Annotated in this window: 24 protein-coding genes; 21 read left to right on the forward strand and 3 right to left on the reverse strand. The window is 33.6% G+C overall.

Features of this window, described 5'->3' with window-relative positions; all coding sequences use genetic code 11:
- Positions 1 to 39 precede the first annotated feature (39 nt).
- Together PBV87_RS02200 and PBV87_RS02205 are read right to left on the reverse strand one after the other, a co-directional pair.
- Entirely contained in the window at positions 40 to 498 is a 459-nt protein-coding gene (locus PBV87_RS02200) for a MarR family winged helix-turn-helix transcriptional regulator (protein WP_271010978.1), read from the reverse strand.
- 69 nt (positions 499 to 567) lie between these two features.
- Positions 568 to 1,182 (reverse strand): alpha/beta hydrolase, encoded by a 615-nt coding sequence (locus PBV87_RS02205; RefSeq protein WP_271010979.1) that lies wholly within the window; start codon positions 1,180 to 1,182, stop codon positions 568 to 570.
- Between the two features lie 463 nt (positions 1,183 to 1,645).
- Here PBV87_RS02205 and PBV87_RS02210 point away from each other — a divergent pair, with 463 nt between their 5' ends.
- The 8 genes from PBV87_RS02210 to PBV87_RS02245 all read left to right on the forward strand — a co-directional run bounded on the left by PBV87_RS02210 (position 1,646) and on the right by PBV87_RS02245 (position 8,974).
- The gene (locus PBV87_RS02210) at positions 1,646 to 2,482 is read left to right on the forward strand and encodes a Cof-type HAD-IIB family hydrolase (protein WP_053984493.1); all 837 of its coding nucleotides are present in this window, start codon (positions 1,646 to 1,648) and stop codon (positions 2,480 to 2,482) included.
- 135 nt (positions 2,483 to 2,617) lie between these two features.
- On the forward strand, positions 2,618 to 2,881 hold the full coding sequence (locus tag PBV87_RS02215; RefSeq protein WP_053984492.1) for a cupin domain-containing protein: 264 nt from the start codon (positions 2,618 to 2,620) through the stop codon (positions 2,879 to 2,881).
- Positions 2,882 to 3,160: 279 nt separating this feature from the next.
- Positions 3,161 to 4,180, forward strand: a complete 1,020-nt coding sequence (gene selD, locus PBV87_RS02220; protein WP_271010980.1) for a selenide, water dikinase SelD — start codon at positions 3,161 to 3,163, stop codon at positions 4,178 to 4,180.
- 9 nt (positions 4,181 to 4,189) lie between these two features.
- Positions 4,190 to 4,777: a sulfurtransferase-like selenium metabolism protein YedF gene (gene yedF / locus PBV87_RS02225; RefSeq protein ID WP_271010981.1), complete on the forward strand. Its 588-nt coding sequence runs from the start codon at positions 4,190 to 4,192 to the stop codon at positions 4,775 to 4,777.
- 14 nt (positions 4,778 to 4,791) lie between these two features.
- Complete coding sequence (locus PBV87_RS02230; RefSeq protein WP_271010982.1) at positions 4,792 to 5,934, forward strand: aminotransferase class V-fold PLP-dependent enzyme; 1,143 nt, start codon at positions 4,792 to 4,794, stop codon at positions 5,932 to 5,934.
- On the forward strand, positions 5,931 to 6,167 hold the full coding sequence (locus PBV87_RS02235) for a putative Se/S carrier protein (protein ID WP_271010983.1): 237 nt from the start codon (positions 5,931 to 5,933) through the stop codon (positions 6,165 to 6,167). The genes PBV87_RS02230 and PBV87_RS02235 overlap by 4 nt, the downstream gene beginning before the upstream one ends.
- Positions 6,168 to 6,284: 117 nt before the next feature.
- Positions 6,285 to 7,622 carry a PepSY domain-containing protein gene (locus tag PBV87_RS02240; protein ID WP_271010984.1) on the forward strand — a complete coding sequence of 446 codons (1,338 nt, stop codon included), beginning with the start codon at positions 6,285 to 6,287 and terminating at the stop codon, positions 7,620 to 7,622.
- 191 nt (positions 7,623 to 7,813) lie between these two features.
- Positions 7,814 to 8,974, forward strand: coding sequence for a dicarboxylate/amino acid:cation symporter (locus PBV87_RS02245; RefSeq protein WP_271010985.1), 1,161 nt, complete (start codon positions 7,814 to 7,816; stop codon positions 8,972 to 8,974).
- 31 nt (positions 8,975 to 9,005) lie between these two features.
- On the opposite strand, the gene PBV87_RS02250 is transcribed toward PBV87_RS02245, so the two are convergent.
- A complete protein-coding gene (locus PBV87_RS02250) occupies positions 9,006 to 9,851 on the reverse strand; it encodes a helix-turn-helix transcriptional regulator (RefSeq protein ID WP_271010986.1) in 846 nt (281 codons plus the stop codon).
- A 120-nt stretch (positions 9,852 to 9,971) separates the two neighbouring features.
- On the opposite strand from PBV87_RS02250, the gene PBV87_RS02255 reads away from it, so the two are divergent.
- The 13 genes from PBV87_RS02255 to PBV87_RS02315 all read left to right on the forward strand — a co-directional run.
- Positions 9,972 to 13,238 carry a DUF5107 domain-containing protein gene (locus tag PBV87_RS02255; protein ID WP_271010987.1) on the forward strand — a complete coding sequence of 1,089 codons (3,267 nt, stop codon included), beginning with the start codon at positions 9,972 to 9,974 and terminating at the stop codon, positions 13,236 to 13,238.
- An 82-nt stretch (positions 13,239 to 13,320) separates the two neighbouring features.
- The gene (locus PBV87_RS02260; RefSeq protein WP_271010988.1) at positions 13,321 to 14,166 is read left to right on the forward strand and encodes a YitT family protein; all 846 of its coding nucleotides are present in this window, start codon (positions 13,321 to 13,323) and stop codon (positions 14,164 to 14,166) included.
- A 123-nt stretch (positions 14,167 to 14,289) separates the two neighbouring features.
- The gene (locus PBV87_RS02265) at positions 14,290 to 14,793 is read left to right on the forward strand and encodes an HdeD family acid-resistance protein (protein ID WP_053984481.1); all 504 of its coding nucleotides are present in this window, start codon (positions 14,290 to 14,292) and stop codon (positions 14,791 to 14,793) included.
- A 192-nt stretch (positions 14,794 to 14,985) separates the two neighbouring features.
- The gene (locus PBV87_RS02270) at positions 14,986 to 16,062 is read left to right on the forward strand and encodes an MGDG synthase family glycosyltransferase (protein WP_271010989.1); all 1,077 of its coding nucleotides are present in this window, start codon (positions 14,986 to 14,988) and stop codon (positions 16,060 to 16,062) included.
- Positions 16,062 to 16,745, forward strand: coding sequence for a polysaccharide deacetylase family protein (locus PBV87_RS02275; RefSeq protein WP_271010990.1), 684 nt, complete (start codon positions 16,062 to 16,064; stop codon positions 16,743 to 16,745). Before PBV87_RS02270 ends, PBV87_RS02275 begins: the two co-directional genes overlap by 1 nt.
- Complete coding sequence (locus PBV87_RS02280) at positions 16,738 to 17,781, forward strand: lysylphosphatidylglycerol synthase transmembrane domain-containing protein (protein WP_271010991.1); 1,044 nt, start codon at positions 16,738 to 16,740, stop codon at positions 17,779 to 17,781. The genes PBV87_RS02275 and PBV87_RS02280 overlap by 8 nt, the downstream gene beginning before the upstream one ends.
- Positions 17,782 to 17,827: 46 nt before the next feature.
- Positions 17,828 to 18,709: a tetratricopeptide repeat protein gene (locus PBV87_RS02285; RefSeq protein WP_271010992.1), complete on the forward strand. Its 882-nt coding sequence runs from the start codon at positions 17,828 to 17,830 to the stop codon at positions 18,707 to 18,709.
- Between the two features lie 198 nt (positions 18,710 to 18,907).
- Positions 18,908 to 19,708: an AraC family transcriptional regulator gene (locus tag PBV87_RS02290; RefSeq protein WP_271010993.1), complete on the forward strand. Its 801-nt coding sequence runs from the start codon at positions 18,908 to 18,910 to the stop codon at positions 19,706 to 19,708.
- 36 nt (positions 19,709 to 19,744) lie between these two features.
- Positions 19,745 to 22,846, forward strand: coding sequence for a glycoside hydrolase family 2 protein (locus PBV87_RS02295; RefSeq protein ID WP_271010994.1), 3,102 nt, complete (start codon positions 19,745 to 19,747; stop codon positions 22,844 to 22,846).
- Positions 22,847 to 22,862: 16 nt separating this feature from the next.
- Complete coding sequence (pnuC, locus tag PBV87_RS02300; RefSeq protein ID WP_271010995.1) at positions 22,863 to 23,519, forward strand: nicotinamide riboside transporter PnuC; 657 nt, start codon at positions 22,863 to 22,865, stop codon at positions 23,517 to 23,519.
- Between the two features lie 156 nt (positions 23,520 to 23,675).
- Positions 23,676 to 24,215, forward strand: coding sequence for a sigma-70 family RNA polymerase sigma factor (locus PBV87_RS02305; RefSeq protein ID WP_271010996.1), 540 nt, complete (start codon positions 23,676 to 23,678; stop codon positions 24,213 to 24,215).
- Between the two features lie 14 nt (positions 24,216 to 24,229).
- Positions 24,230 to 25,201, forward strand: coding sequence for a DUF4179 domain-containing protein (locus PBV87_RS02310; RefSeq protein ID WP_271010997.1), 972 nt, complete (start codon positions 24,230 to 24,232; stop codon positions 25,199 to 25,201).
- 149 nt (positions 25,202 to 25,350) lie between these two features.
- The coding region (locus PBV87_RS02315; protein ID WP_271010998.1) for a YhgE/Pip domain-containing protein at positions 25,351 to 26,680 on the forward strand (1,330 nt) is incomplete at its 3' end.

Raw genomic sequence — 26,680 nt, forward strand, 5'->3', positions numbered from 1 at the left:
AAGCCGTAAAACATTTACTAAATGTTTTACGGCTTCTTGCTAATGCATATCTTTACGACATTTTGAAAAATAGCTAGAGTTGTTGGTAGAGATCTTTCTGAGTAGAGCAAATAGGTTATCTACTTCTGTAGAAGATAAACAACCTAAGAGCTGATCTTCCCACTTTTTTGAAATGCTTAGAATTTCTTCTTTGGATTCCAGCGCTTTTGGGGTAAGGTAAATGTGATACTTACGTTTATCTTGTTGGTTGAGTGCAAGGGTAACATATCCAGATTCTTCTAATTTCTTAACAGCTCTAGTCGTTGTACCTTTATCAACAGAGACCTTTTCTGTAAGTTCATCATGGCTAATACCATCTTTTAGGTAGAGTTGAAGCAAGAATAAATACTGGCCAGATCCTATACCGTACTTTTCATATTCTTTAGAGAGAAAACTTGCTCCAATTCTATGAAGGTGGCTAATATAGCGTCCAATACCTTCATCTTCGTATAACTTCATATGACACAACCTTTATTGAATATTTTATTAATAGTACTAGTGTATCATAACTACGCAATGATAGTAGGATTATTTTGTAAGGAAAGTACGTGCATCTTGAATGTAAGTTTTTAATGCATCAATAGTACCTAATACATTGTTTTCTAAATCAAGCGCATGGTTTGCACCTTCAACGTTTGTTAATGTAATACCAGCAATAGTTTTAAGGCTTTCAAAATTTTCATTAGATAAGAGTGGATCACTTGAACTTGTGATCACAAAAGCATTTTCTGTAATACCAAGGCCTACAGTTTTGTCGATTGGGCTAATGTAGATGTTAGTGATATCTCTACCTTCAAGATGTTTATTAAGTGCAATTTGAACGCAAGTACCGATGCTTTTACCAATGATAACAATTTTTTTGTATTCTTTTTCAAGTTTAGATTCTACAACTTGAATGGTTTCTTTTACAATGATATCGAATTCGTCAGGAACAGAAAAAGCAGCTTTTGCAGTTTGGAAGCCATATTCAACTTCTAATGTATCAAAACCAAGTTCGCATGAAAGTTGTTTTGAGTAATCTAAGTAAGAACGATCAAGATAGTAAGCGATACCAGGTAAAATAACGCAAAGTGTGTCGCTGTTTTTGTCAACAAAGCGGTTATTTAAGTCGATTCCCCAATGGGATTTAAGTGATGTAGTCATATTAAGTCTCCTTTTTTGAAAATAAATAATTTGAACAAATGTTATTATATAGTATAAATAATATTTAATCTATTATAAAGGGGAATTTTGGAGATTAAAAGATAAGGCGAATTTACAAATTGATTGCATATTTACATTGACGCTGAAATAAGCATTTTTTATAATGAAGCCATATAGGATAGGAGATAGAGGTCTATAAATGACAAAAAGAGTAAGCTATGTAACAGAAAATCGTAAAAAAATCTTATAGCTTCTAGAAGATGAAATAGAAAAATAAATTAAAGTCATAGGTCTTCTAGTAGCTGAAAATGTTGATACAACATAAGCTATAGAAGACCTATTTTTGATAGATGCATAAAAAAATAAAAGATATTTTTGGGGATTGAAAAAAGTATTGGATTTGATATAATAGGAATTCCCCCTCAAAACTAGGGATGGAGAAAAGGCAACGAGGTGAACAAAAATGAAGACTTTATATGTATCTGATTTAGATGGGACATTATTAAATAGCAAAGGTAAAGTTTCAGAGCAGACAGCATCTATCCTTAATAAGGAAATTAAGCAAGGGGCATACTTTACAGTAGCTACAGCAAGGACACCGGCAACAGTTGTACCACTCTTAGAGGGTGTAGAGATAAATCTTCCTATTATTGTGATGAATGGAAGCTTTATTTATGATATTAAACAAAAGAAATATATCTATACATCAACTATTCCTTATGATAGTGTAAGACGTATTATCAATATTGTGGAAGAACAAGAAAAGCAAATTTTCGCTTATGCACTAAAAGAGGATTTTTTAACCGTTTATTATAAAGGCTTTAATAGCAAAGATGAAGAAGCATTCTACAATGGACGTAAGAATCTAACGCTTAAACGCTTTGAAAAAGTAGAGTCTTATCCTATTACACCAGAGAGTCAAGTGGGACATATGGTTATGTTAGATTCTTATGAAGTGATTAAAAAGATAACAGATCAGTTAGAAGATGTACCAGGCATCAAAACACTTATGTATAGAGATGTTAATACAGAATCTAGCTATCTACTGGAGATAGCAGCAGAAGGTACCAATAAGGCAGAAGCAGCTAAATATGTTGCAGGGCAATATGAAATAGATGAAGTCATAGCTTTTGGTGATAATTTAAATGATATGGAAATGATCCAAGTGGCAGATTGTGGGTGTGCAGTGGGAAATGCAGAAAAATCACTTAAGGAGAATGCAAACTGTGTCATAGATACCAATGACAACGATGGTGTGGCAAGATTTATAGAAATGAATAGAAGGGCACTAAGTGCCTAAAAGGAGATGCCAGTATGTTTAGAAAAACAGACTGGTATTTTTTTGTGGCAGTTATAACATAAGAATAGATTAGATGAATTGACAAAGAATAGAAAGTGAAGAATACAGCGTAAAATATAAAAGGAGAAAATAAAGATGACTATTATAATAAGACCAGCATCAGAAGAAGAAAGAACAGAAATGGAGAAATGTGAGACTTGGAGTTGTGAGGTATCTACGTTTCCATGGCATTTTGAAGAAGAAGAACATTGTCTGATTATAGAAGGGGAGGCAGTGGTTACTTATGAAGAACGCCAATTTAGATTTGGCGTAGGAGATTATGTTATTTTTCCAAAAGGAATGGACTGTATGTGGGAAGTGGTAAAACCTATTAAAAAATATTATAAACATGTAGAATAACATGTAGCAGAAAAATTTTTAAGAGATAGATAATGTATAAAATCCAATAAGATATAGTAAAAACCCTTACATAACTTTGAAAAGTTTGTAAGGTTTTTTTATTTAAGCGTTGAGTTCTGTACTATTTTTTTATAGCTTATTAATTTTACAATGTAGCTATATTCCTTTAAATTCATGATATAATAGAATTGGTAAAATCAAGAAATTAATAATAGAATTTCACATAGAAATAGATTTATATTAAAAGTATAATGAACAGCTAGGAAGGAATGAGTAAGAATGAATGAGGAGAATATGTTTTGTAAAGGTGGCGGATGCACTGCAAAACTAGGCCCAGGTATCTTAGCAGCAGTGCTAGAAAAGTTACCTAAATATGCAGATTCTAATTTGCTTGTAGGCTTTGATAGTTCAGATGATGCAGCAGTTTATCAATTAACAGAAGACTTAGCCGTTGTTCAGACGTTAGACTTTTTCCCACCGATGGTAGAGGATCCTTATATTTTTGGACAGATTGCTGCGACTAATGCACTTTCAGATATTTATGCAATGGGCGGTGAGGTTAAGACAGCCCTTAATATTGTATGTTTCCCAGAGAAGATGGATTTAAATATTTTAGGCAAGATTATGCAAGGTGGTAGTGAAAAGGTCAAAGAGGCAGGTGGTGTACTAGCAGGTGGACATTCTATTGCTGATAGTGATGTGAAGTATGGCCTTTCTGTTATGGGTACTATTCATCCTGATAAGATTTATAAGAATAATGGGTGTCAAGAAGGGGACAAGCTCATTTTGACAAAGCCATTGGGTGTAGGCATTGTATGTACAGCACAGCGTGTAGGGGAAAGTTCGAAAGAAGCAATGGGGAGTGCCATTAAATCTATGACGACCCTTAATAAGTATGCAGCCCAAATCATCAAGAAGTATCGTGTACATGGATGTACAGATGTGACAGGTTTTAGCTTTTTAGGGCATCTCACAGAAATGTTAGAGGGGGATTTTGGTGCTGAGATTGATAGTTTACAAGTACCATATATTAAAGAAGCAGTACATTATGCCAATGAATTTTTCATTACAGCTGCAGGGCAGCGAAATCGTAATCATGTAGGTGATAGGGTAGCGTTTATCAATGTACCTTATGCAATGGAAGAAATTCTCTTTGACCCGCAGACATCAGGAGGGTTGTTAGTAAGTATGCATCCAGACGATGCAGCGTGTGCATTAAAAGAGATAGAAGCATTAGGATTACCTTGTGGTATAGTAGGAACAGTTACAAAAACAAATAAAAAAATCATTGTAAGGTAGGCGATTAAAATGAAAAAAGTAATAGATGCCATGGGCAAAGTATGTCCCATACCCGTTGTAGAAACTAAAAAAGTATTAGCAACACTAGGTGAAGGAGATACAGTAGAAGTATCAGTTGATAATGAGATAGCTGTACAGAACTTAACCAAGTTAGCAGAGCAAAAAAGGCTGCCGCTGACTTCAAACAAAATAGATGAAAATCATTATATTGTGACCATAAGTGTGGTTGAACAAGAGGCGTGTAGAATAGAGCCTACATATGATAACGTAGTTGTTGTACTTGCTTCAGACAAAATGGGAGATGGTGATGAGCGATTAGGACGTACATTGATGAAAGGATTCATCTATGCTTTGACTGAACAAGAAACCCTTCCAAAAACTATCTTACTTTATAATAGTGGAGCCTATTTATCTACCAAGAGCTCAGAATCTATAGCAGATTTAAAATACTTAGAATCACAAGGTGTTGAGGTACTTACTTGTGGAACTTGCCTCAATCATTATGGACTTACTGAGAATTTAGCTGTTGGAACAGTGACCAATATGTATACTATTTTAGAAAAACAAATGCAAGCCACTAAAATTGTGAAACCATAAGAAAGGGTTAAGAGATGATTTATTTAGATCATGCAGCAACTTCTTTTCACAAGCCACCAGAAGTAGCAGAAGCTGTGTATCATGCCATATTAAATACAGGTAATAGTGGACGAGGTGTACATGGGGCATCTCTCGATGCAAGTAGATTAATCTATAAAACAAGGGAGAAGTTATCCCAACTTTTTAATGTGGGTGATTCAGCACGTGTGGTATTTACCTCTAATGCAACAGAAAGCTTAAATATTGCAATACAAGGTCTGCTCAAATCCGGTGATCACTGCATTACCACTGCTCTTGAACATAATAGTGTCTTGCGCCCTTTATATCTTATGGAAAAGCAAGGCGTAAGGCTCACAGTTGTTGGTACAGATAAAAAAGGTTGCATAGATATTTCACAAATAGAAGCAGCTATTTGTAAAGAATCTAAAGTAATTGTTATAACTCATGCATCTAATGTACTTGGCAATGTAACAGAGATTGAGCAGATAGGTAAGTTATGTAGGCAATATGGGCTGTTGCTTATTTTAGATGCTTCTCAAACAGCTGGGCTTATTCCAATAGATATGCAAAAGTTAGGGATATCTGTACTTTGCTGTTCGGGGCATAAAAGTCTTCTAGGCCCACAAGGAATAGGGCTACTTTGTTTAGCAGAAGGGGCTATACCAAATCCTCTTAAGGTAGGTGGCACAGGTATGGATAGCTTTTCACATACAATGGATTTACCTTTACCTACACGACTAGAAGCAGGTACACTTAATACCCATGGTATAGCAGGACTTAGTGCAGCCTGTGATTATTTAAATCACTATGGGCAGTTGCAAATCCTTGAGGAAGCCACAGTTCTTGCCAAAAGATTTATAGCAGGTATTCAAGATGTGCCGGGAATAGCATTATATGGTGATCTTGATGCGATAGTGAGAACGCCTGTTGTGGCACTTAATATAAGAGATATGGATTCAGCAGAAATAGCAGATGAACTTTTTTATCGTTTTAATATTGCAACTCGGGCAGGGGCACATTGTGCACCTCTAGTTCATGAGGCCTTTCAAACAGAAGAGCAAGGTATGGTTCGTTTTAGTTTTTCCCACTTTAATACTCAAGATGAAGTGGATGAAGCCATTCAAGCTCTTAGGACTTTAGAGGAGGAGACAAGGTGAGACAAAAACAATTACAGTGTGTAGTCACCTTTAAGACCACTACACAAGCTATGGCTTTTGAAGATGTAGCCAGACAAGGAAAGCTGAGCGGAAGGCTCATTCCTTTACCACGTTCAATAGGAGCAGGTTGTGGATTGGCATGGAGAGAGGATCTCGGCAATAGAGTATTAATAGAGAATCTTAAGATAGAGTATCATCTAGAGTATGAGAATATCTATGAGATTATCATTTAGAAAAAGTTTATAAAAATTTTTATAAAAAATCTTAAAAAGGTCCCCAAATAAAAAATGTGGTTTGTATCTTATAGTGTAAATAAAAATAAACTCATATTTTTAAAGGAGATTGAAAAAATGAAACTTAGAAAAGCATTTGTTACATTAACCGCATTAACAGCCATTACAGTGACAACTTTTGCAGCACCTACTCAAACAATTATGACTAAAGATGAAGCAACCAATCTTGTACTTCAAATGATGCCTCGTGGAAGCGAACACCTCTCAACAAGTTATGATACAGATGACCAAGAGTATGAAGTGAAGATACATAACGGTGGAACAAAAGAAAAATTTGAAGTTAAGGTAGATGCAGTGTTAAAATCAGTAGAAGAATTAGACAGCGAAACATATGTAGGCTTTGATGAGAAGGCTAAAAATAGAGTTAAGAAAAATGGAAAATATAATCCGAAGTTAAATGAAAAAGAGATTATTGCACTTGTAGAAAGAACTTATCCAGGTGCTGTAGTTAAAAGCGTTGAGCTTGAGAAAGACAATGGTTTTTGGATTTATGAAGTGGAATTTAAATCAACAGCAGTATATGGTTCATTAGAAATGGATCCTGAAACAGGTAGAACACTAGAAAGAGATTTAACATTTAATTGTTTAGGTTCAGTGGATAAACCAACAACACTTCCAAGTGATGAAATTGTAGAGGGCGTTGTAACAGAAAACCAAGCAATTCAAAAAATCTACAATAAACTTCCAAAAGGTTCAACTTTTGTAGGAAGCAAGAGAATTATTGAGAACCAAAAAGTAAAGTATGAAATGACATTTACTTATAAAGCCTATCATATTGAAGTAACAGTAGATGGAAGCAATGGTTTAGTAGATGATGCAGAAGTGTTTACATTACAAGAAGTAGATAAAAATGCAGTAAATCGTTATGAAAATGGCAGATATGTAGCCAAATATTCACCTGCACAAATTGAAGCTATTGTACTCAAACATATTCCTGAAGGCAAAGTAACCAATGTACAAATGAGCCTTTCACGTAATCTATGGGTGTATGACGTAGATGTAACATTAGAAAATGGTACAATGGACCTTATTGTGTGTCCAGAAACAGGTGCATTAATGAGTCTTGATCTAGATATGAAACATACAGAAGTACCTATGGTACCAATTGAACCATCTAAACCAGTAAAACCAGAAGTAAATGATAAGCTTCTTACAGAAGCACAAGTTAAAGCATTAGTTATGAAACTTGTACCATCAGGAAAAATCATAGAGATTGAACTTGATAAAGATGATAACAAATGGATCTATGAAGTAGAAGTAATTGATGCAAAATATGAATACAACATTGAGATTGATGCAAAGACAGGTAAGACAGTAGAGTTCGATAAAGAAGCATTAGATGATGAGCATGATGATTTTGACCATGACGATCATGATGAAAGAGATGACGATTAATCACTACAATCCAAATAATAAAAGCCACAAGTACACAGGGACTTGTGGCTTTTATTATTTGGATTAAAACTTAAAAGAAATGATAAAAAGGAAAAAAAGACTAATTGACAAAAATAGCAATATAGATTATAGTGTGACAAGCGGACAAATGTTTTTGGTATAAAAACAAACAAGACAACAAGGGGGACAAAATGAAAAAACTATCTTTAATTGCTAGAATTATAATATGTTTGATTATAGGCATTATACTGGGTCTTATTTGTAAACAATTTGCGTGGATTATTCCTATGCGAATCTTGGTTACATCGGAAGGGCTATTTGGAAGTTTTTTATCTTTCATGATCCCATTAATTATTATAGGCTTTATTATTCCAGGTATTGCTTCACTAGGTAATCAATCAGGCAAAGGGCTTATAGTTACAACTATGGTTGCCTATGCCTCAACCATTTCAGCAGGAATGTTAGCATGGTTTGTAGGAGATACAGTACTTCCAACACTTATAAAGAGTGGTGATATGTTTAATCAGGCAAGCCAGTTTACAGAACCTTATTTTTCTATTGAAATGCCACCTATTATGGGTGTAATGTCAGCTTTGGTACTTGCCTTTGTACTAGGTATTGGACTATCTAAAATAAAAAATAGTGTGCTATTAAAAGGTGTAGAAGAGCTAAATACTTTAATTTTAATGGTCGTACAAAGTATTTTAATTCCATTAGTTCCTTTGTACATAGGATGTATTTTTGCAAGGCTTAGCTTTAGTGGAGAAATTTTGTTAACACTTAAATCCTTTGGAGTGGTTTATATAATCTTATTTTCTTTACAAATTATTTATATCGTGTTGCAATACATCATTGCTGGAATTCTTAAAAAGGATAATCCTTTTAAAATGATTAAAAATATGGTGCCAGCATATTTAACAGCTGTTGGTACACAGTCATCAGCAGCAACGATTCCTGTCACATTAGAATGTGCAAGGAAAAATAATATCAGTGAAGAGATATTAGGGTTTGTGATTCCTTTAGGAGCGACAATCCATTTAGCAGGAGATACAATTACACTTGTACTAACTTCTATGGCAGTTATGTATATGAGAGGGCAAGTACCAACCTTTGAAATGATGATGCCTTTCATTTTAATGTTAGGTGTAACAATGGTGGCTGCACCTGGTGTCCCTGGAGGGGGTGTTATGGCGGCTCTTGGAGTATTGGAATCCATGCTTGGATTTGGAGGAATAGAAAAGCCTCTTATGATTGCACTACATGCAGCACAAGATAGTTTTGGAACTGCAACAAATATAACAGGTGATGGTGCGATTGCAGCGATAGTAGAAGTAATTCTTAAGAAAAAATAAAGGACTTGGACAAATTGTCCAAGTCCTTTACTTATAGGGGGAGTGTTCTAAAAGCAGTAGGTGTATAACCTGTTACTTTTTTGAAAGAGCTCATAAAATTACTTTCACTATTAAAGCCAACCTCAAAAGCAATTTCTTTTACAAGCATGGATGTACTTTTAAGAAGATATTTACTTTGATTAATGCGTAAGGTAATAAGATAATCGTAGGGTGTACGTCCTGTTTCTTTTTTAAAGAGTCTTGTAAAGTAGTAAGGACTAAGAGTAACTTGGTAGGCTAAGTCTTCTAACGTTATAGGTTCTTTAAAGTGAACTTTCATATATTCAATAGCATGGTCAACGGGAGATAATGTATGCAGTTCATTGGTAGATAAATGAGAAGAAAGTGTAAAGAGTTCACATAATAATTGATTGATTTGGCAAGATACAAGTGCCTCATTAATAGATGATTGCGTACTAAAGTAATCAATAAAATCTAAAAGAAGTCTTGAAATACTTGTAGGTGTATTGGCATTAATAATACTACCAAAGCGCTCGATAATAAGGTTATAGTATTGAGCGCTTATATTTCCATCAAAATGTAACCAAGCAATTTCCCATGAGGAGGTAAAGTAAGTATGTTGTTTATAGCAATCAAGAAAGAGCAGGCAACCCTCATCTAAAGTATAGGTTTGATTACCAGAAATAACAGTACCTGAACCTTTTATGACATAGAGTAATAAGTAGCTCTGATGCTCTTTACGTGTGACATGATAGTTGTGATCACATAGAAAATATCCCATAGAGATTGGATAGAAAAATAATGATTTTGCAAGTTGACTAGGGGTATAGAACAAAATACTTGAATCTGGTAATACACCCTTTTCAATTATGTACATGATACACCTCCAAAGAGCAATATTTATAAGTAAGAAAGCAAGTATGTGTAATGTATAAATAATAAAAATATTATAGTATAAGTTTATCAATCAATCAATCAAATGGTGGAGGGACATTTTATGAATCAGAGCGTTAAGGTTTGGGAAGAGCAAGTTATAATACCTACATATGAAGTTGGAAAGCCGGATAAGAACCCTATGTTTTTAGAAAAGAGAGTGTACCAAGGAAGTAGTGGTAAAGTTTATCCTTATCCTGTTATTGATAAAATATATGATGAAAAAATAGATAAAACTTATCAAGTTGTTTATTTAGAAAATGATTACCTCCAAGTAATGATTATGCCAGAGCTTGGCGGAAGAATACAAAGGGCCTTAGACAAGACTAATAATTATGATTTTGTGTATTATAATCATGTGATTAAGCCAGCACTTGTAGGGCTTGTGGGACCATGGATTTCTGGGGGAATCGAATTTAATTGGCCACAGCATCACAGGCCCAATACATATGGCCCAGTAGATTACCATATTGAAGAAAATAAGGATGGAAGCAAAACAGTATGGGTCAGTGAAATTGATAGAATGTATGGAACAAAAGGAATGGCAGGATTTACTCTTTATCCAGATAAGGCTTATATAGAAATCAAGGGACAACTTTATAATAGAACAGATGAAAATCAAACTTTCCTTTGGTGGGCAAATCCAGCTGTAGCAGTCAATGATTATACACAGTCTGTATTTCCACCAGATGTGCATGCTGTTATGGATCATGGGAAACGGGATGTATCTAAGTTCCCTATCGCGACAGGAACCTATTATAAAATGGATTACTCAGAAGGCGTAGATATCTCTAGATACAAAAATATCCCTGTCCCTACATCTTACATGGCTTACAAATCAGATTATAACTTTGTGGGAGGATATGATAACGCTGTTGGGGCAGGTATTTTACATGTTGCTAATCATCATATTTCACCAGGGAAAAAGCAATGGACTTGGGGATGTGGAGACTTTGGTAAGGCTTGGGATCGCAATTTGACAGATGAAGATGGGCCCTATATTGAATTAATGACAGGAATCTATACAGATAATCAACCAGATTTTACATGGCTTACACCTTATGAAGAAAAGACCTTTATTCAATACTTTATGCCCTATAAAGGGATTGGTTATGTAAAAAATGCAACAAAAGATATGGCTTTGAGTACACAAGTGAGAGAGGGAAAAGCAAAAGTTGGTGTTTATACCACAACACCGATGACTAATATCCATGTAGAATTTGTAGGGAAAGAGCAAGTTTATATTGATGAGGTGCTTTCACTTGACCCTTCAATGGCATTTGTAAAAGAAGTATATGTAGGTGAAGAAAAAGAATATGAACTTACACTTCGTGTAACAAATGAAAGAGGAGCATTAATTCTAGAATATACAGCTAAAGAACCAGAAATTGAAGAAATACCAGAGCCGGCTAAACCTATTGGAGAGCCAGAAACACTTAAAAACACAGAAGCTTTATATTTAGCAGGTAAGCATATTGAACAATACCGCCATGCCACCTATGAGCCAGATCCTTACTACTTAGAAGGATTAAAAAGAGATCCCAAGGATATACGTATTAACACGGCATATGGTTCTTTACTTCTTAGAAGAGGATTATTTGAAAAGAGTGAGACATATTTTAGACAGGCAGTTAAGAGTGCTATAAGACATAGTCCCAATCCATACGATGGAGAGGGATATTACTTACTTGGACTTAGCTTGAAGTATCAACAAAAATATGAAGCAGCCTATGCAGCTTTCTACAAGGCAACATGGAATAGTGAGTATCAACATGCAGGTTATTATCAAATTGCTCAAATCGATGCATTAAAGGGGAACTACCAAGAGGCACTAGAACATATTGAGATGTCTATAGTTAGAAACTATCATAGTATAGATGCAAGACATTTAAAGGTGGCTCTTCTTAGAAAGTTAGGAAGATTAGAAGAAGCTCTAACCTTTGCATATGAAACAGAGACTATTGATGGATTAGACAGATTAGTGAAAAATGAGATAGCATTAATTTTAAAAGAACAAGAAAGGCCATATACAGCGATTAAGGAAAGGATTCGAACAGATGATTTTCAAATGCCACTTATTCTTGCAAGGAATTATATGCAAAGTGGTATGTATGAAGAAGCGATAGAGGCTTTACAAATAGGGAGCTATCCATTGAATGACTACTATATTGGATACTGCATGTACAAGTTAGGAGATTTAGAAAGGTGCCTGAGATACTATGAAAAAGGTGAAAAAGGATGTCCGGATTATTGTTTCCCAAATGATTTGATGGATATTACTGTCTTAGAGCATGTCCAATCCATACTTCAAAATGCAGGAATGGCAGCTTATTACTTAGGCAATTTATGGTATGACAGGAAGCAATATGATGCGGCAGTAGTAGGATGGGAAGCATGTATAAGCGTATATCCAACATTTGCAACACCTTACCGTAATTTATCTCTTGCATATTATAATAAGTTTCAGCAACCAGAACAAGCAAAAGTAATGTTAGAAAAAGCTTTTGCACTCAATCAAAAAGATGCAAGAGTATTCTTAGAATTAGATCAACTTTATAAAAAACTTAATGTAAGTATAGAGGAGAGGTTAGTTCACTTCAAAGCCCATTTGGATCTTGTAGAAATACGCGATGACTTATATGTTGAATACGTTACTTTACTTAATTCAGTCAAGGCATATGAAGTAGCAAAAAGGCTTATTGCCAAGAGACAATTCCATCCATGGGAAGGTGGCGAAGGGAAAGTCACCAAGCAATATGTCAAAGCGCAAATAGGATGTGCAAGACGATGCATGAAGGAAAAGGCATATGAAGAGGCCATTAGATTACTCCTAGAGGCATTATCTTATCCCAATAATTTAGGGGAAGGTAAATTAGCAGGGAGTACAGATAATGAAGTTTACTTTAACTTAGGTCTTTGTTATGAAGAAATAGGAGAAAGTGAACAAGCTAAAGCAAACTTTTTGAAAGCAACATTAGGTATTGATGAACCTACAAGTGTTATGTATTATAACGACCAACCACCAGAAAATATATTTTTCCAAGGTTTAGCTTATAGAGCATTAGGAGATGAGAAGCAAGCTAGAAGTAGATTTAACAAGCTGTTAAGTTATGGCGAAAAACATTTATTTGATGAAGTTAAAATAGATTACTTTGCAGTATCTTTACCCGATTTTTTAATCTTTGATGATAACTTAAATAAGCGTAATGAAATGCATTGTAATTATCTAATAGGGTTAGGAAAACTTGGGCTAGGAGATAAAGAAAAAGCAAAGGAGTATTTTATTAAGGCATTAGAAATCGATTGTGCTCATCAACAGATTATGCAATGAGCAGAAGCATAAAGAGTGTATACTGTGGTATAATGTATAAGGTTTATCATGATACTAAAGACAGAGAAAGGAATAGAAGATAATGCCAATGAAAAAGATTTTAACGATTTTACTAGGCAATACTTTGTATGCTTTGGCAGTTGCACTCTTTATTTTGCCCAATAACCTTATTACTGGTGGGAGTACAGGTTTAGCGCTTGTTTTTCAGCATCAGTTTGGTATACCTGTTTCCGTTTTTGTAGGTATTTTCAATGTCATCATGTTTGTAGCAGGTGCATTTGTCTTAGGAAAGGCCTTTGCCCTTACAACAATTTTAAGTACATTTTATTACCCATTTATTTTGGGAGTTTTTGAAAGATGGTTTGGTGGAAGTGGTATAACCAATGATACGATGCTTGCTACGGTATTTGCAGGTCTACTTATTGGAGCAGGAATCGGAATGGTTATTCGTTCGGGTGCTTCAACAGGAGGGATGGATATTCCGCCACTTATTTTAAATAAGAAGTTAAAGTTACCTGTTTCTATGACCATGTCTATATTTGACTGTCTCATCTTATTAACCCAAATGATTTTCTCAAGCAAAGAACAAATTCTTTATGGCATTTTGCTTGTACTACTTTATACTACAGTGTTAGATAAAGTATTAATGATAGGGCGAAATCAGATGCAGGTTAAGATTATAAGTGAGAAAAGTGAAGCCATTAGTGAGGCGATTCGTACCAAGTTAGATCGAGGCACAACATTGATTCATAGCGAGGGTGGACATACACGTAAAGAAGGCTATGCTGTACTTACAGTAGTATCTAGCAGAGAACTTTCTAAAGTCAATGATTTGACCATGAGCATTGATGAAAATGCTTTTATGATTATTAATCAAGTGAATGAAGTTCGAGGTCGAGGCTTTACATTACATAAGGAATATATGTAGGATGAAATAACCTAAAAGAATGAATATATCTTTTAGGTTATTTTATTTTAGATGTATGAGTGATTTTTTGAAAATGAGACAAAATAGCTATAGGATAAAAATTATAAATCAAGGAGTGCAAGAATGAAAAACTATATTGATAAATTATTTATTCTAGATGGTATTTTGCTTGCTGTAGTGGGAATTTTATTTTTCTTATGTCCATTACAATCTTTATTAAGTTTTGCTTTTTTAATAGGCATACTCATGATTGGAGCGGCCATATCAAAGATTGTACATGGATGGCATAGTTCATTTAAAATGTATACTTTAATATCAGGTGTTATAGATATTTTATTTGGGCTTATCCTCATTATTTCACCAATGGCAACCATAGAAATGTTACTTGTATTTTATGGTGCATGGTCTCTAGTAAGAGGATTATTTGAACTTGTCATAGCTTTTAAAAATAAAAATTTAGGTTTGAATTTTAGAACTATACAAGGAGTAGTTACTGTAATTATTGGTCTACTTATTGTTCTTTCACCAGTGGCTATAGTCTTTATAATTCCTTATATTCCTTACATTATAGGTGCTTATTTTATCTTCTTAGCAGGAAGTGAAGTTTATATAGGATGCCATGCCTAAAGTTTTAAAATAAAATATGAATGATATAAATCCAGAAAGCTTGCTAGGTGATGAGCTTCTGGATTTATTTTTTTACCTTAAGATTTCTTAAGGGAATGTAAATCTTATAGAAAGAATTCTTAAGTATACTGTATGAATAAAATACAAATATACAATTAGGAGGAAAGGGCGAATGACTGCCTGAAAAGAGTGATGAATATTTTAATTTTAACCGGGCACTTTGGAATGGGACACTATAGCGCAGCTGAATCAATACAGCAAGAGATCACAAGAATGAATCCTGAAGCGCATGTATATATAGTAGATATAATTGAATATATGTTTCCTAAAAGTAGTACAGCTATTTACGCCAGCTTTAACTTTATGGTAAATAAGTGTGCCTCTATTTATAACTGTTTAAATGAAATTGCATGTAGACATAGTAATATAACATTAAAGAAATCAGTTGTAAAAAAAGTACACCAATTATTAGCTGAGTATCAGGCAGATTTAGTTATATCCACGTTACCAGTGAGTTCACAATACATTTCAGCCTATAAAGAAAAAGTAGGCACATCGATTCCTCTATATACTTATATTACAGATATTACTGCTCATGAAGAATGGATAACGCCCCATACAGATATATATTTTGTCGGAGCAACCATTACAAAAAATATACTTATTTCTAAAGGTGTATATGAAGGCAAGATTAGAGTCAGTGGGATTCCAGTAAGAGAGGATTTCCATAAGGAAGTATTGAAAAGACATACAGGTATAAATAGGAGAAAAGAAGTACTTATTATGGGAGGAGGACTTGGACTTATTCCTTCCTATCATAAGTTTTTAACTAAGTTATGTAGGAATAAAAGTTTACACATTACTGTTATTACAGGAAAAAACAAAGCCTTATTTTTAAAGATGAAAAAAGATTTTCCTTCTATTAATGTAGTAGGATATACGGATAAAGTAGCAGAGTATATGAGACGAGCAGATTTAGTCATTACAAAGTCTGGAGGGAGTACAACTTTTGAAGCGATTTATTGCCGAACACCTTTGTATATTATTAAGCCATTTCTGATGCAAGAAATTGGGAACGCGGAATATATTGAACAAAAAAATATTGGACGTATTGTGTGGTCAGATAAAAAGGATGTCTATAAAGATATTATGGATCTTCTTAACAATAATGCTCTTCTTGAGCAGATGGAAGTAAACATGGCAAATATAAAACTTGAATGGGATTGTCTATGCCCATCTCATTATTTTGGTAAAAAGGAGGTTGCATAATGAAGATAGTCATTTTTAGTGCATTGTTTATTCTACTTTTAAGTTATAGCATTATGCCTACATATGGATATAAAATATGGAACTATTTTCAAAAAGGTAGATGCAATCAAACCATATATTTAACATTTGATGATGGACCAGACTCAGAATATACACTTCAACTGTTAAATTTATTAGATAGATACAATATTAAAGCAAGCTTTTTTGTAGTTGCAGAGTTTGCAAAACAAAATTCAGCAATTATAAAGAGGATGCAGCAGGCAGGACATTTAATAGGTTTACATTCCTTGTCACATAAAAATGGACTAGTGCAGACACCAGCATCTACTGAATATGATTTTGAGCAAAGTATAGAGATTATGAAGCAATTAGGTGTAGATATTCATTATTTTAGACCTCCATGGGGGCACTTTAACATTAGTACGATTTTAGAATCTAAAAAAAGAGGATTACAGGTTGTATTATGGAAGGTTATGGCACAGGATTGGAGGGGGAATACAACAGCTACTAAAATTCAGCAAAAACTAATCGTTAGAACAAATGGTGGAGATATTGTATGCTTACATGATGGACGTGGGAGTAATGAAGCGCCAAGAAGAATGATTGAAGCATTAGAGGGTGTATTACCATTTTGGATTTCAAAAGGTTATAAGTTTGATACAGTGGAGCATTATTATGAATAAACAAAGCAAGTGCAAACAAATGCTAAAGGGCGGTGTGGTATTTATTTGTGTACTTGCACTTACATGGTTCATCTTGTTAAGAAATGAAAATATAGTAGAACTTTTGAACGTCATAAGACGTGTGAAGCTTCCTTATATTTTTATAGCACTTGCATGTATGGGGCTATTTGTATTAGGCGAAGCGTGGAATATTAAAAGGTGCTTGGGAATATTTGGATATCATAAAAACATTTTTCAGACAATAAAATATGCATTGGTAGGTTTCTTTTTCAGCTCAATTACACCTTCTGCTACAGGTGGACAACCTATGCAAATCTATTATATGCAAAAGGATAAAGTATCTATCTCACATTCTTCTTTAGCATTACTTATTGAGTTATCTAGCTTTCAGGTGGTATCTATAACGTTTGCATGCATTGGTTTGATAGGACAATATAACCATATGACCCAGTACATTGGAGGGTTAAGGTACCTTATTTTATTAGGCGTTTTTATGAATTTCATGATTCTTGTTATTGTATTAATTTTTATTTTTTCAAAAAGGCTATCTACAGTATTAGTAAATGGTGTTGTTGCGCTTATTAGGTTATGTCGTTATAAAAAAGTGGAACAACTTGAAGAAAAGTTATATAGCCATTTACAAGAGTATCAAGAAAGTGCTACTCATTTGAAAAATAAAAAAGGGATTGTTCTACAAATTTTATTAACAACACTGTTACAGGTTGCAGCATTACACAGTATTCCTTATTGGATATACTTATCATTTGGCTTAGAACAGTATTCCTTATGGACGATCCTTGCCTTACAGTCAGTCCTTTATGTAAGTGTGTCGGCTTTCCCTGTACCAGGGGCAATGGGAGTAAGTGAGAGCGGATTTGTACTTTTATATCAATCATTATTTCCAGCTCATCTCTTAAGTGGTGCAATGTTGCTTAGTAGAGGTGTCAGTTTTTATATAGCTATTGTCATAAGTGGACTAATCATTTTTGGTTATTCATTAGTGAAATCTCGCGACTATTCTTTAAAAAAATTATAAATAGGTTATAATAGTTATAATTAGACAGGAGATGAAAGGAGATTTTATGAAAAAGATTAATTCTGCTAATATCATATTACTACTAGGGGCTGTACTAAGTATTTTTTGTTCTTTTATTATGAAAAATGCATTCTTAGGTATAGGAGTGTTTGTTGTAATCTTTGGGTTTGTTATGTATAAGCAAAGGGCAGCATTGTGGGCTTCTTCAGCAGCATCTGCTTATCAAAAGGGAAATATTACAAAGAGCTTTGAGCTGTATGAAAAAGCCATTGCAGTACAAGACTGTCCGAATATGGCGAAAATTTTATATGCCTATCGCTTAGTAAGTGAAGGCAATGTAGAAGCGTGTGCAAAGATTTTAGGCACACTTAATCCAGCGATTATGAATGAAAATGAACGTCTTAACTACAATGCTACACATGCACTAAGTATTTGGAAACAAGGGAATGTACATAGAGCTATTGAAATCTATGAGGCACTTTTAAATGAAAAAAATAGTATGCTTATTTTTGAAACATTAGGCTATTTGTTTATTGAAGCAGAAGCGTATGAAAAAGCATTAGAATTTAACTTAAAAGCCTTTGAACTTTATGAAAACAATGAGCGTATAAAAAGTAATCTTGCAACCAGCTACTATTATCTAGAACAGAATGTGGAAGCTGCAAAACTTTGCAAAGAACTTATCGAAAACTATGCCAATTTTCCAGATCCATACTACTATTATGCCTTACTGTTAGAGACACAAGAAAAATATAAAGGTGCGCTCAAATATTTAAATAAGGCATTAGAAAAGAAGTTTTCTCATATTTACACATTGACAGAAGAAGATGTACAAGATGAGATTGATGAAATAGAAGAACAAATGGAACAAGAAATAGAAGAAGATATTGATGAAATAGAGGAACAAAGAGAACAAGATATAGAATAAGAGATTGAATAGGCAAGTGAGTGATGCATATAAGAAAGCATTGCTCTCTTGCTTATTTTTTGTGAACCGATTTTTGAAACAGTAGTTCCGAAAAATATAATTTTAAAATAATATTTGGCTAGAAATTTATAGGATTTTTCATAGAGGATAGTTAGAATAAATGTAAGGATTGAAAATTTTTGATAGGAGGTGAGTAGAGTGCTTGGTGTAAATTCTATTAACTTAGGAAAACTGGAGTTTTGTGCACATTATATTTATGATGAGCATGCCCATAATGAATATGAGATTAATTATATTAACTTAGGTCGGTGCATTATGGTAATAGATGACAAAAATGTTACACTCAAACAAGGGGAATGCGTGATTATCCCACCTAACTATAGACATAGTTTTATGGTAGATGGATTACAAAAATGCCAAATTACACAGTTAAGTTTTAAATTATATAAGATAGATGAAGTATTAGACTCCCTTTCTCTTTTTAAATATAAGCAGCCATATTTTAAAATTGCAAACTGTACAGATGTACTTGAAAGTATGAATCAGATGTATACCTATTATAACTATAAAAGTTATTCCGAATACAATAAACTTTTACTTAATCTAGAGTTGCAGAAACTTTTTGCTATGCTATCTATGCATATTGAGCATACCGATTTGAAGAAAGGCCGATATGAGCATACGCTTTTAGAAACAGCTTTGGCATATATTGATGCCCATTATGAGGAGGATATTCAGCTAGAGGAATTGGCCAAAATGTATAAAGTAAGTTCAAGATATTTAAGAAAAATATTTATGGAGTATGTAGGTTTTAGTGCAATTGAATATATTACAATGCTACGCATTGAAAGGGCTAAAGATTTATTGAAGAATACTCATAGCTCTATTTCTGAGATAGGAATGGATGTGGGCTATAACAGCTTTCAGTATTTCAGTATGATGTTTAAGAAGAAAACAGGTGTTTCTCCAAAGGATTTTCGAGGGCAATATAGGATGTAATTAATAACTATATAAACATATGAGAGGGGATAGAACATGATTCGCAGAACTGATTTTAACAATTCAATATGGGAGGCACCTATTTTGCCACCTATTCCAAATAAACTTAAAGATAGAGAAGAAAGTTCTATATGTTTAACGAATAGAGTAGAGGGAGAATGGCAGTTTTTGTTTGAAACTATTGAAGATATGCCTTCACCATTTGATAAAAGCCAGGACTATGATTTTGGACAGATTGATGAGAAAAAATGGGAAGGTGTTATTGTACCAAGTTCTCTTATCATGCAAGGTTATGATATTGAAAATAATGTAGAGTATTACTATAGACGAAAATTAACAATTCCAAAAGCATATTTAAATAGTAGAATTATTTTAAGATTTGAAGGGGTTTATTCTAATGCACGTGTATGGGTAAATAATAAGTATATCAAAACCCATGTAGGTGGATTCACAGCTTGGGATTGTGACCTTACAGAATTTGTAACTGAAGAACCTATTACAGTGATTATAGGAGTAGCAGATATAGAAGGAGAAAATCCTGGTATATGGAACAAAGAGGGGCAGATGGTGAGTGATTCCTCTTGGGCAAGTTATTATGCACATCATAATATAGGTGGTATTTTGCGCAATATTACACTCTATGCACTTCCTCAAAACTATATTGCAAGAACTCATCTACAAACAGTACTAGATGAAAGTTATATAAATGCAACTTTAAAGATGGATCTACAACTTCATAGTCATAAACAAGCTATGAAAGTGCAGGTTGAACTATATACTGCAAATGGTGAAAGGGTAAAAGAAGAAAATTATACCATTGATGAAACATTCTTAGATAAATGGCATTTTCCACATGAGCATTTGAAAATGAGACCAGATAAAAGCTGGCAAGAATTAAATCAAGAAGTTTATGAAAATGATAAAAAGTTTGAGAATCGTTATATCTCTTCTTCATTTATAAGACCAACGGGATTAGAGGCATACTCTGCATGTATTGAAATGGATGTTGAACAACCAACACTATGGGATGCAGAACATCCTTATCTTTATGAAGTTAGAGTAAGCTTATGGATAGACAATGAAAAGGTTCAAGAAAATTGTCATAAGGTTGGGTTTAGACAGATTAGTTATGGAGGGATGCATGATACGGCATGTAATAAAGTCTATATCAATGGACGTGAGATTAAACTGCGTGGTGTATGTAGGCATGATGTGTCTCATTTATATGGAAGGTCATTAACCAACGAAGAAATTCGTGATGAAATTGTTGCTTACAAAAAGCATAATATTAATCATATTAGAACATCTCATTATCCTGCCTCAGATTATTTGTTAGAAGTATGTGATGCGTTAGGAATCTATGTAGAGCAAGAGAATTCTGCATGTTTTAAAGGGGATAATGGATATGGTATCCATTGTGCACCACAAGAATTTATCAGTAGTTTTGCCGAGATGATAGAGAGTAGTAGAAATCATCCATCCGTTATTATTTGGTCTTTAGCCAATGAGTCTGGTTTTGAAAAGACCTATGCTTTTAGAGCAGAATACGATTATGTAAAAATAGCAGATACAACAAGACCTGTGATCTTTAGTTATCCTTATACGGTTAAAACAACACCTCTTCCTTATGATTTGTATAGTCATCATTATGCAGAAGTAACAGGAAAATTAGGAAATGATAAAATGCCCGTTTTACATGATGAATTTGCCCATGTGCCATGCTATAACTTAGAAGACTTAACAAAAGATAATAGCTGTCGTGAGTTCTGGGGAGAAAGTATTAAGCGGGGGTGGGAAAATATCTTTAAAACAGATGGGGCATTAGGATGTGCTATTTGGGGTGGTATTGATGATGTCTTTTATATACCAGAGGGGACGAGTAAAGCACATCAAGAACATTCAAAAGGGAGGGCTACTGGATATGGTGAATGGGGAGCAGTACTAGATGGCTATAAACGTGAAAAGCCAGAAGCCTATTTAACTAAAAAAGCCTTTTCTCCTATTCGTTTAGATGAGAGTAAGAGTGCTTTTGGTAAAGATATAACGCTCTATGTAAGCAATTGGTTTGATCATGCTTCTTTAAATGAAGTTAAGCTTATTTGTGCAGATACAGAAGGAAATGTGCTATATAATGATTTGATTAAAGAAAACATTATGCCTCATCAAGATGGAATCATTCATTTAGAAGGTATAAATGCATATAGCAAAGGTATAGAGGTAGCATTTTATTTTGGAGAAACTTTAGTGGATACATACTATCTTACACAAAAAGCAAATGAAATACTTAGAGATAAAATCAAAGCTAGACAAGATTTTCAAACAGAAGTAGTACAAGATGAGATCAAGATTATGACAACTTCTAGTAGATTAATTATAAATAAGAACACAGGGAAAGTTGTTGTATATCGCTTAGGTGAAGGAGAGAAGGTAGTAGAGGGACCTTATTTCTATTTAGATGGGAAGCGAGGCGTAGTAACAGAGGTAACTGATATAACGTATCGTATTCAAAATGGTATATTTTATATGACTACTTATGAAGTGTATGAGAATAAATTAAAAAATCAACTAGATATTATTTTTGATGGTGAAAATCTACATACTTTTATCAAAGCTATAGACAAAGGTGATATAGAGCAACTGCAACAATTCGGAGTAGAGTATTCATTATTTCCACCAGTAGAAGCTGTGAAATGGAAACGTAAAGGCCTATATTCAAGCTATCCATTAGATCATATCGGAAGAAATGAAGGGATTGCTTATTTAAGAAGAAAAGAAGAAAGGTCTGTAGATACTTATGGTATAAGGCCTAATTGGATATGGGAACAGGATAGGGCAAATTATTTTCTATTTGAAGAGAATAGCCAGGAAGCGACTAATGACTTTAGAATGAGACGACACCATATTCTTGAGTATACAGTTCAATTTGAAAATAGAAGTAGTTTAGGGGTTAGACCTATAGAAGGGCATCTTGCTGCTTTAGTACATCATACAGTAAATGAGAATGGAAGAGTAAACTACTTACAGCTGACATGTGGTTATTATTATCCAAGCATATCATGGGGAAATTACTGTGGAGAGCCTATGCAAATTCATCCAAATCAAACATTTGCATTTAAGTTAGAGCTTGACTTTATATAAAAGAAAGGGGAGAATAATGAAACATAAAGACTACAAGAGTGTATTAGTGGTACAATTAATAACTATCCTTCTAGCAGGCATTATATCTCAGGATATGGGATATATGATAGGTATTTCTATAATAGGGGTAGTGTTTAATTTCTTTGTATCTATTAATAAACCTATTGGCTTTTTATTTGGAGTTATTTATGCTATTGCAAATGGTATAGTGGCCTATGATACACAGATTTATGCCACTTTTGTATTTATGATCTTTTTACAAGCACCCATGGCTTTATACAGTTTTGTAAGCTGGGCTAGAAAGAAAAAGAGTACAGAAAGTATTATGAGAGAGATGTCTATTAAGCAAAATATAGCATTAGGTATAGCAATGGCTATTTTAGGTGTCATGATGTACTTTGTTCTTGGTGGCTCAAAGAGTATGAGTGTGCTGCTAGATACGATTTTCTTTGTATGCAGTGTAAGTGCATGCTTATTATTAGCTTTTTGTTATAAGAATGCATATGTGATTACATTGATGTCTGGACTAGGTGGAACTTTTTTATGGAGTTATCATATGATAGAAACAGGTAGTGGATGCTCTATTGCAGTATTTTATATGATTGTTTCAATTAATTCTGTGATTGCTGTTTATGAGCAATATATTCAAAATAGGAAATTCAAAATCTCGTAGAAATTCTACGAGATTTTTTGTTGTAAAAATAAGGGATTAAGGGGACATACTAATATCTACATAAAAAATAAATAAAAAGTTTTAAAAAAGTGATAGATTATTGTGTATGAGATGTTAAGTATAGTATGAAGAAGCAAATGAGGAAGGAAAAGGATTATGCGCATAACAGAAGAAAACTTTGTTTCTGAGATGATAGCAGGCAATGAGAAGGCTATAGCTTATGTCATAGAGCACTATGGTTGGATTATGAAATCTGTAGTCAAAAAACATCTATATCATTTATCTCACTACCAAGAAGATTGTATGAATGATATCTTACTAGCTGTATGGCAACATATTGATAGATTTAACCCAGATTTAAATAGCTTTAAAAACTGGCTAGCGGGTGTGTCAAAATATACAGCCTTAAACTATGTCAGAAAATATAAGAGAGAATTAGAACAAGAGCCCTTAGAGGCAGCAGACCTAGCAAGTGGAGATATTACTTATGAAGAGAATGTTAAAGATGAGGTCAGTATTTATTTTAAGCAAATACTTGAGTGCATGAAAAAAGAAGATCAAGAACTTTTTATTAGTCTGTATATTAAAGAACAATCTGTTCAAGAAATTAGCCAAGCTACAGGTATGAAAAAAGAGGTCATCTACAATCGTTTATCAAGAGCTAAGAGTAAAGTGAAAAAGCTATTTAAAATATAGAGGAGGTAACTGATATGGATAAAAATATTTATGACTTAATCAATGAAATAGAGACAGACTTAGAAAGCTATGAAAAAGTAGAATTAACCCAATTGGAGGAAAAAAGAATAATGAAAAAATTTAGAAATGGATTAACTAAAGGATTACATATGAATAAGCAGTTCAAAAAATATATAGGTGTAGCTGCAGCTGCAGTTATAGTGGCAGGTACAATAAGTGCAGTTCCAGTAATGGCAACAACTAACCCAACTTTATATAAGATAGCAAGTTTTTTGGGAATTGAAAAAAACATGGAGGCTTATGAAACAATCGTTGGGAAAGAAGTTACAAAAGATGGAATTACTATGAAGATTAATGAAGTCATTATTGATAACGATAAGTTATTAGTATCAGTAACAACAACAAGTGAGGAAAATATAAGTGAAAACTATAGGGGACCAGGTGGTTTTGTCTATATTAATGGAGAAGCAGTTAATGGTGGTGCAAGATGGCGTTCAGAACTTATAGATGATTATACAGGCCACTCTGTTATTACATTTCCATTAAAAAATATTCCAGAGGGAGAGGTTTCAGTGAAAATAGAACTTAACACGCCCTTATCAGGGCAACAACGCTCTCCACACTGGGTATATGAATTTAAGGCAGATGGTGAAGCACTTAAACAAGATACACATAGGGTAACGATTAATCAAACTTATTCATTAGAAAATGGCGAACAGATTAGATTATTAGATTATAAAGGTAACCTTATTAGCCAAAGTATTTATTATGAAGCAAGTGCATCTTTCTTAACACATGATATGGAAATTATAGGAGCAGATGAAAAAGGAAATAAAGTAGTCTTTATGGGGGGGGATGAGCGAGCAGGAAAAGGTGAGTTTGTAGTAAAAGAAGAATATAGAGATATTATAACAAATGCAAAAACAATAACTTGTAATGTTTATGTAGAGGATGAAAAAGTAGGAGAAACCTTCGTAATTGAATAGTAATAAATCAAGAAGCTGTTGCATAAACCTAATGCAGCAGCTTCTTTTGGTTTGGACAAACAGGGGAAATTGTCTATTGTAAATAAATATGAGGCAGATATAATAAATCAGTGTTAGAGGTATGCAGATGAATGGAAAGGAGCAGAGACATGTTTGGAAAATTACTGAAAAATAGTTTTAAAATTTATAAAGCTGACCTTTCAAAAATTTTAACAAACTGGGTAAGTTTAGTTGTTTTGGGAGGATTAATCTTATTACCATCCCTTTACGCATGGGTAAACATTTATGCATCATGGGATCCTTATGGTAATACCAATGGAATTAAAATTAGCATTGTGAATGAAGATAAAGGTGGAAGCCTTAAAGATATTAATGTAAATATAGGTGAAGAAGTAGTAAGCTCGTTGAAGGAAAATGATACGCTAGGATGGGTCTTTCATGAAAATCGCGAAGAAAGTTTAACAGATTTAGACGAGGGAAAGGTTTATGCAACTATCATTATTCCGGAGGACTTTTCAAGTAAGATTCTTACATTAATTGAAAGAAATCCAGTTAAACCTGAGCTTGAATACTATGTTAATGAAAAAATAAATGCTATTGCACCAAAGATTACAGATAAAGGTGCCACAACTATTCAAAATCAAATCAGCACTTCATTTGTTGAGACGGTGGCAGATAAACTTATAGAAGTGATGCATTCTGTAGGTATTGAAATTGACAAACAATATCCAACCCTTGAAAAACTAGAAAATATGATAGTAGGTATTCAAGATAGAATTCCAAATTTAGAATCAGGACTAGATTCTCTTATCGAAACAGCGGAAAATGGCAAGGTTATCATAGATAGACAAGATAAGAGTGTGGTTCAGGTGCAAAAGATTTTAGACCAACTCATAGGCTTTAATGGTGATGTAGTTGAAACTTTAGATGAATTAAGTGTAAAACCAGATGAAGTCATTCCAGATATTAAAGAAAACCTTGTACTAATTCAAACTATTTTTGCAGATGTATCCCGTTCAACAGCTGAGCTTAAAGATGCTATAGAACTGAATAAACCTGTACTACTTAATGATATTGACCAAGGCATAATCAAATTAGAAAATGCCGAAGACCGTCTTGAGGAGCTTACAAGTAAAGCTAATGAGTTAGACAAAAATTTAAGTAAGACGGTTAATACCATACAAAAAGAAATAGTAAGTAGTTTAGATGATTACATAAAAGCACTTAAAGAATTAAAAGAAGTTTTAGATGATCCTGAAACTGCTTTAAAAGTATTAGATACAATTGAAAAGATAAATAAAAAATTAGCAAATCAAATTGCCACTTTACGTAATGTGATTCAAGCAAAAGCTAATGAGATTGATGAACAATTACGTAAGCTACAGTTTATTATAGGTACGATAGAGGGACTTAAACCACCGACTATTCCAAGTCTACCTGGAGGAGATAGTAATACCGGAGGAGATAGTAATACCGGAG

Source organism: Holtiella tumoricola (genome assembly GCF_027857615.1).
Classification (GTDB): domain Bacteria; phylum Bacillota; class Clostridia; order Lachnospirales; family Cellulosilyticaceae; genus Holtiella; species Holtiella tumoricola.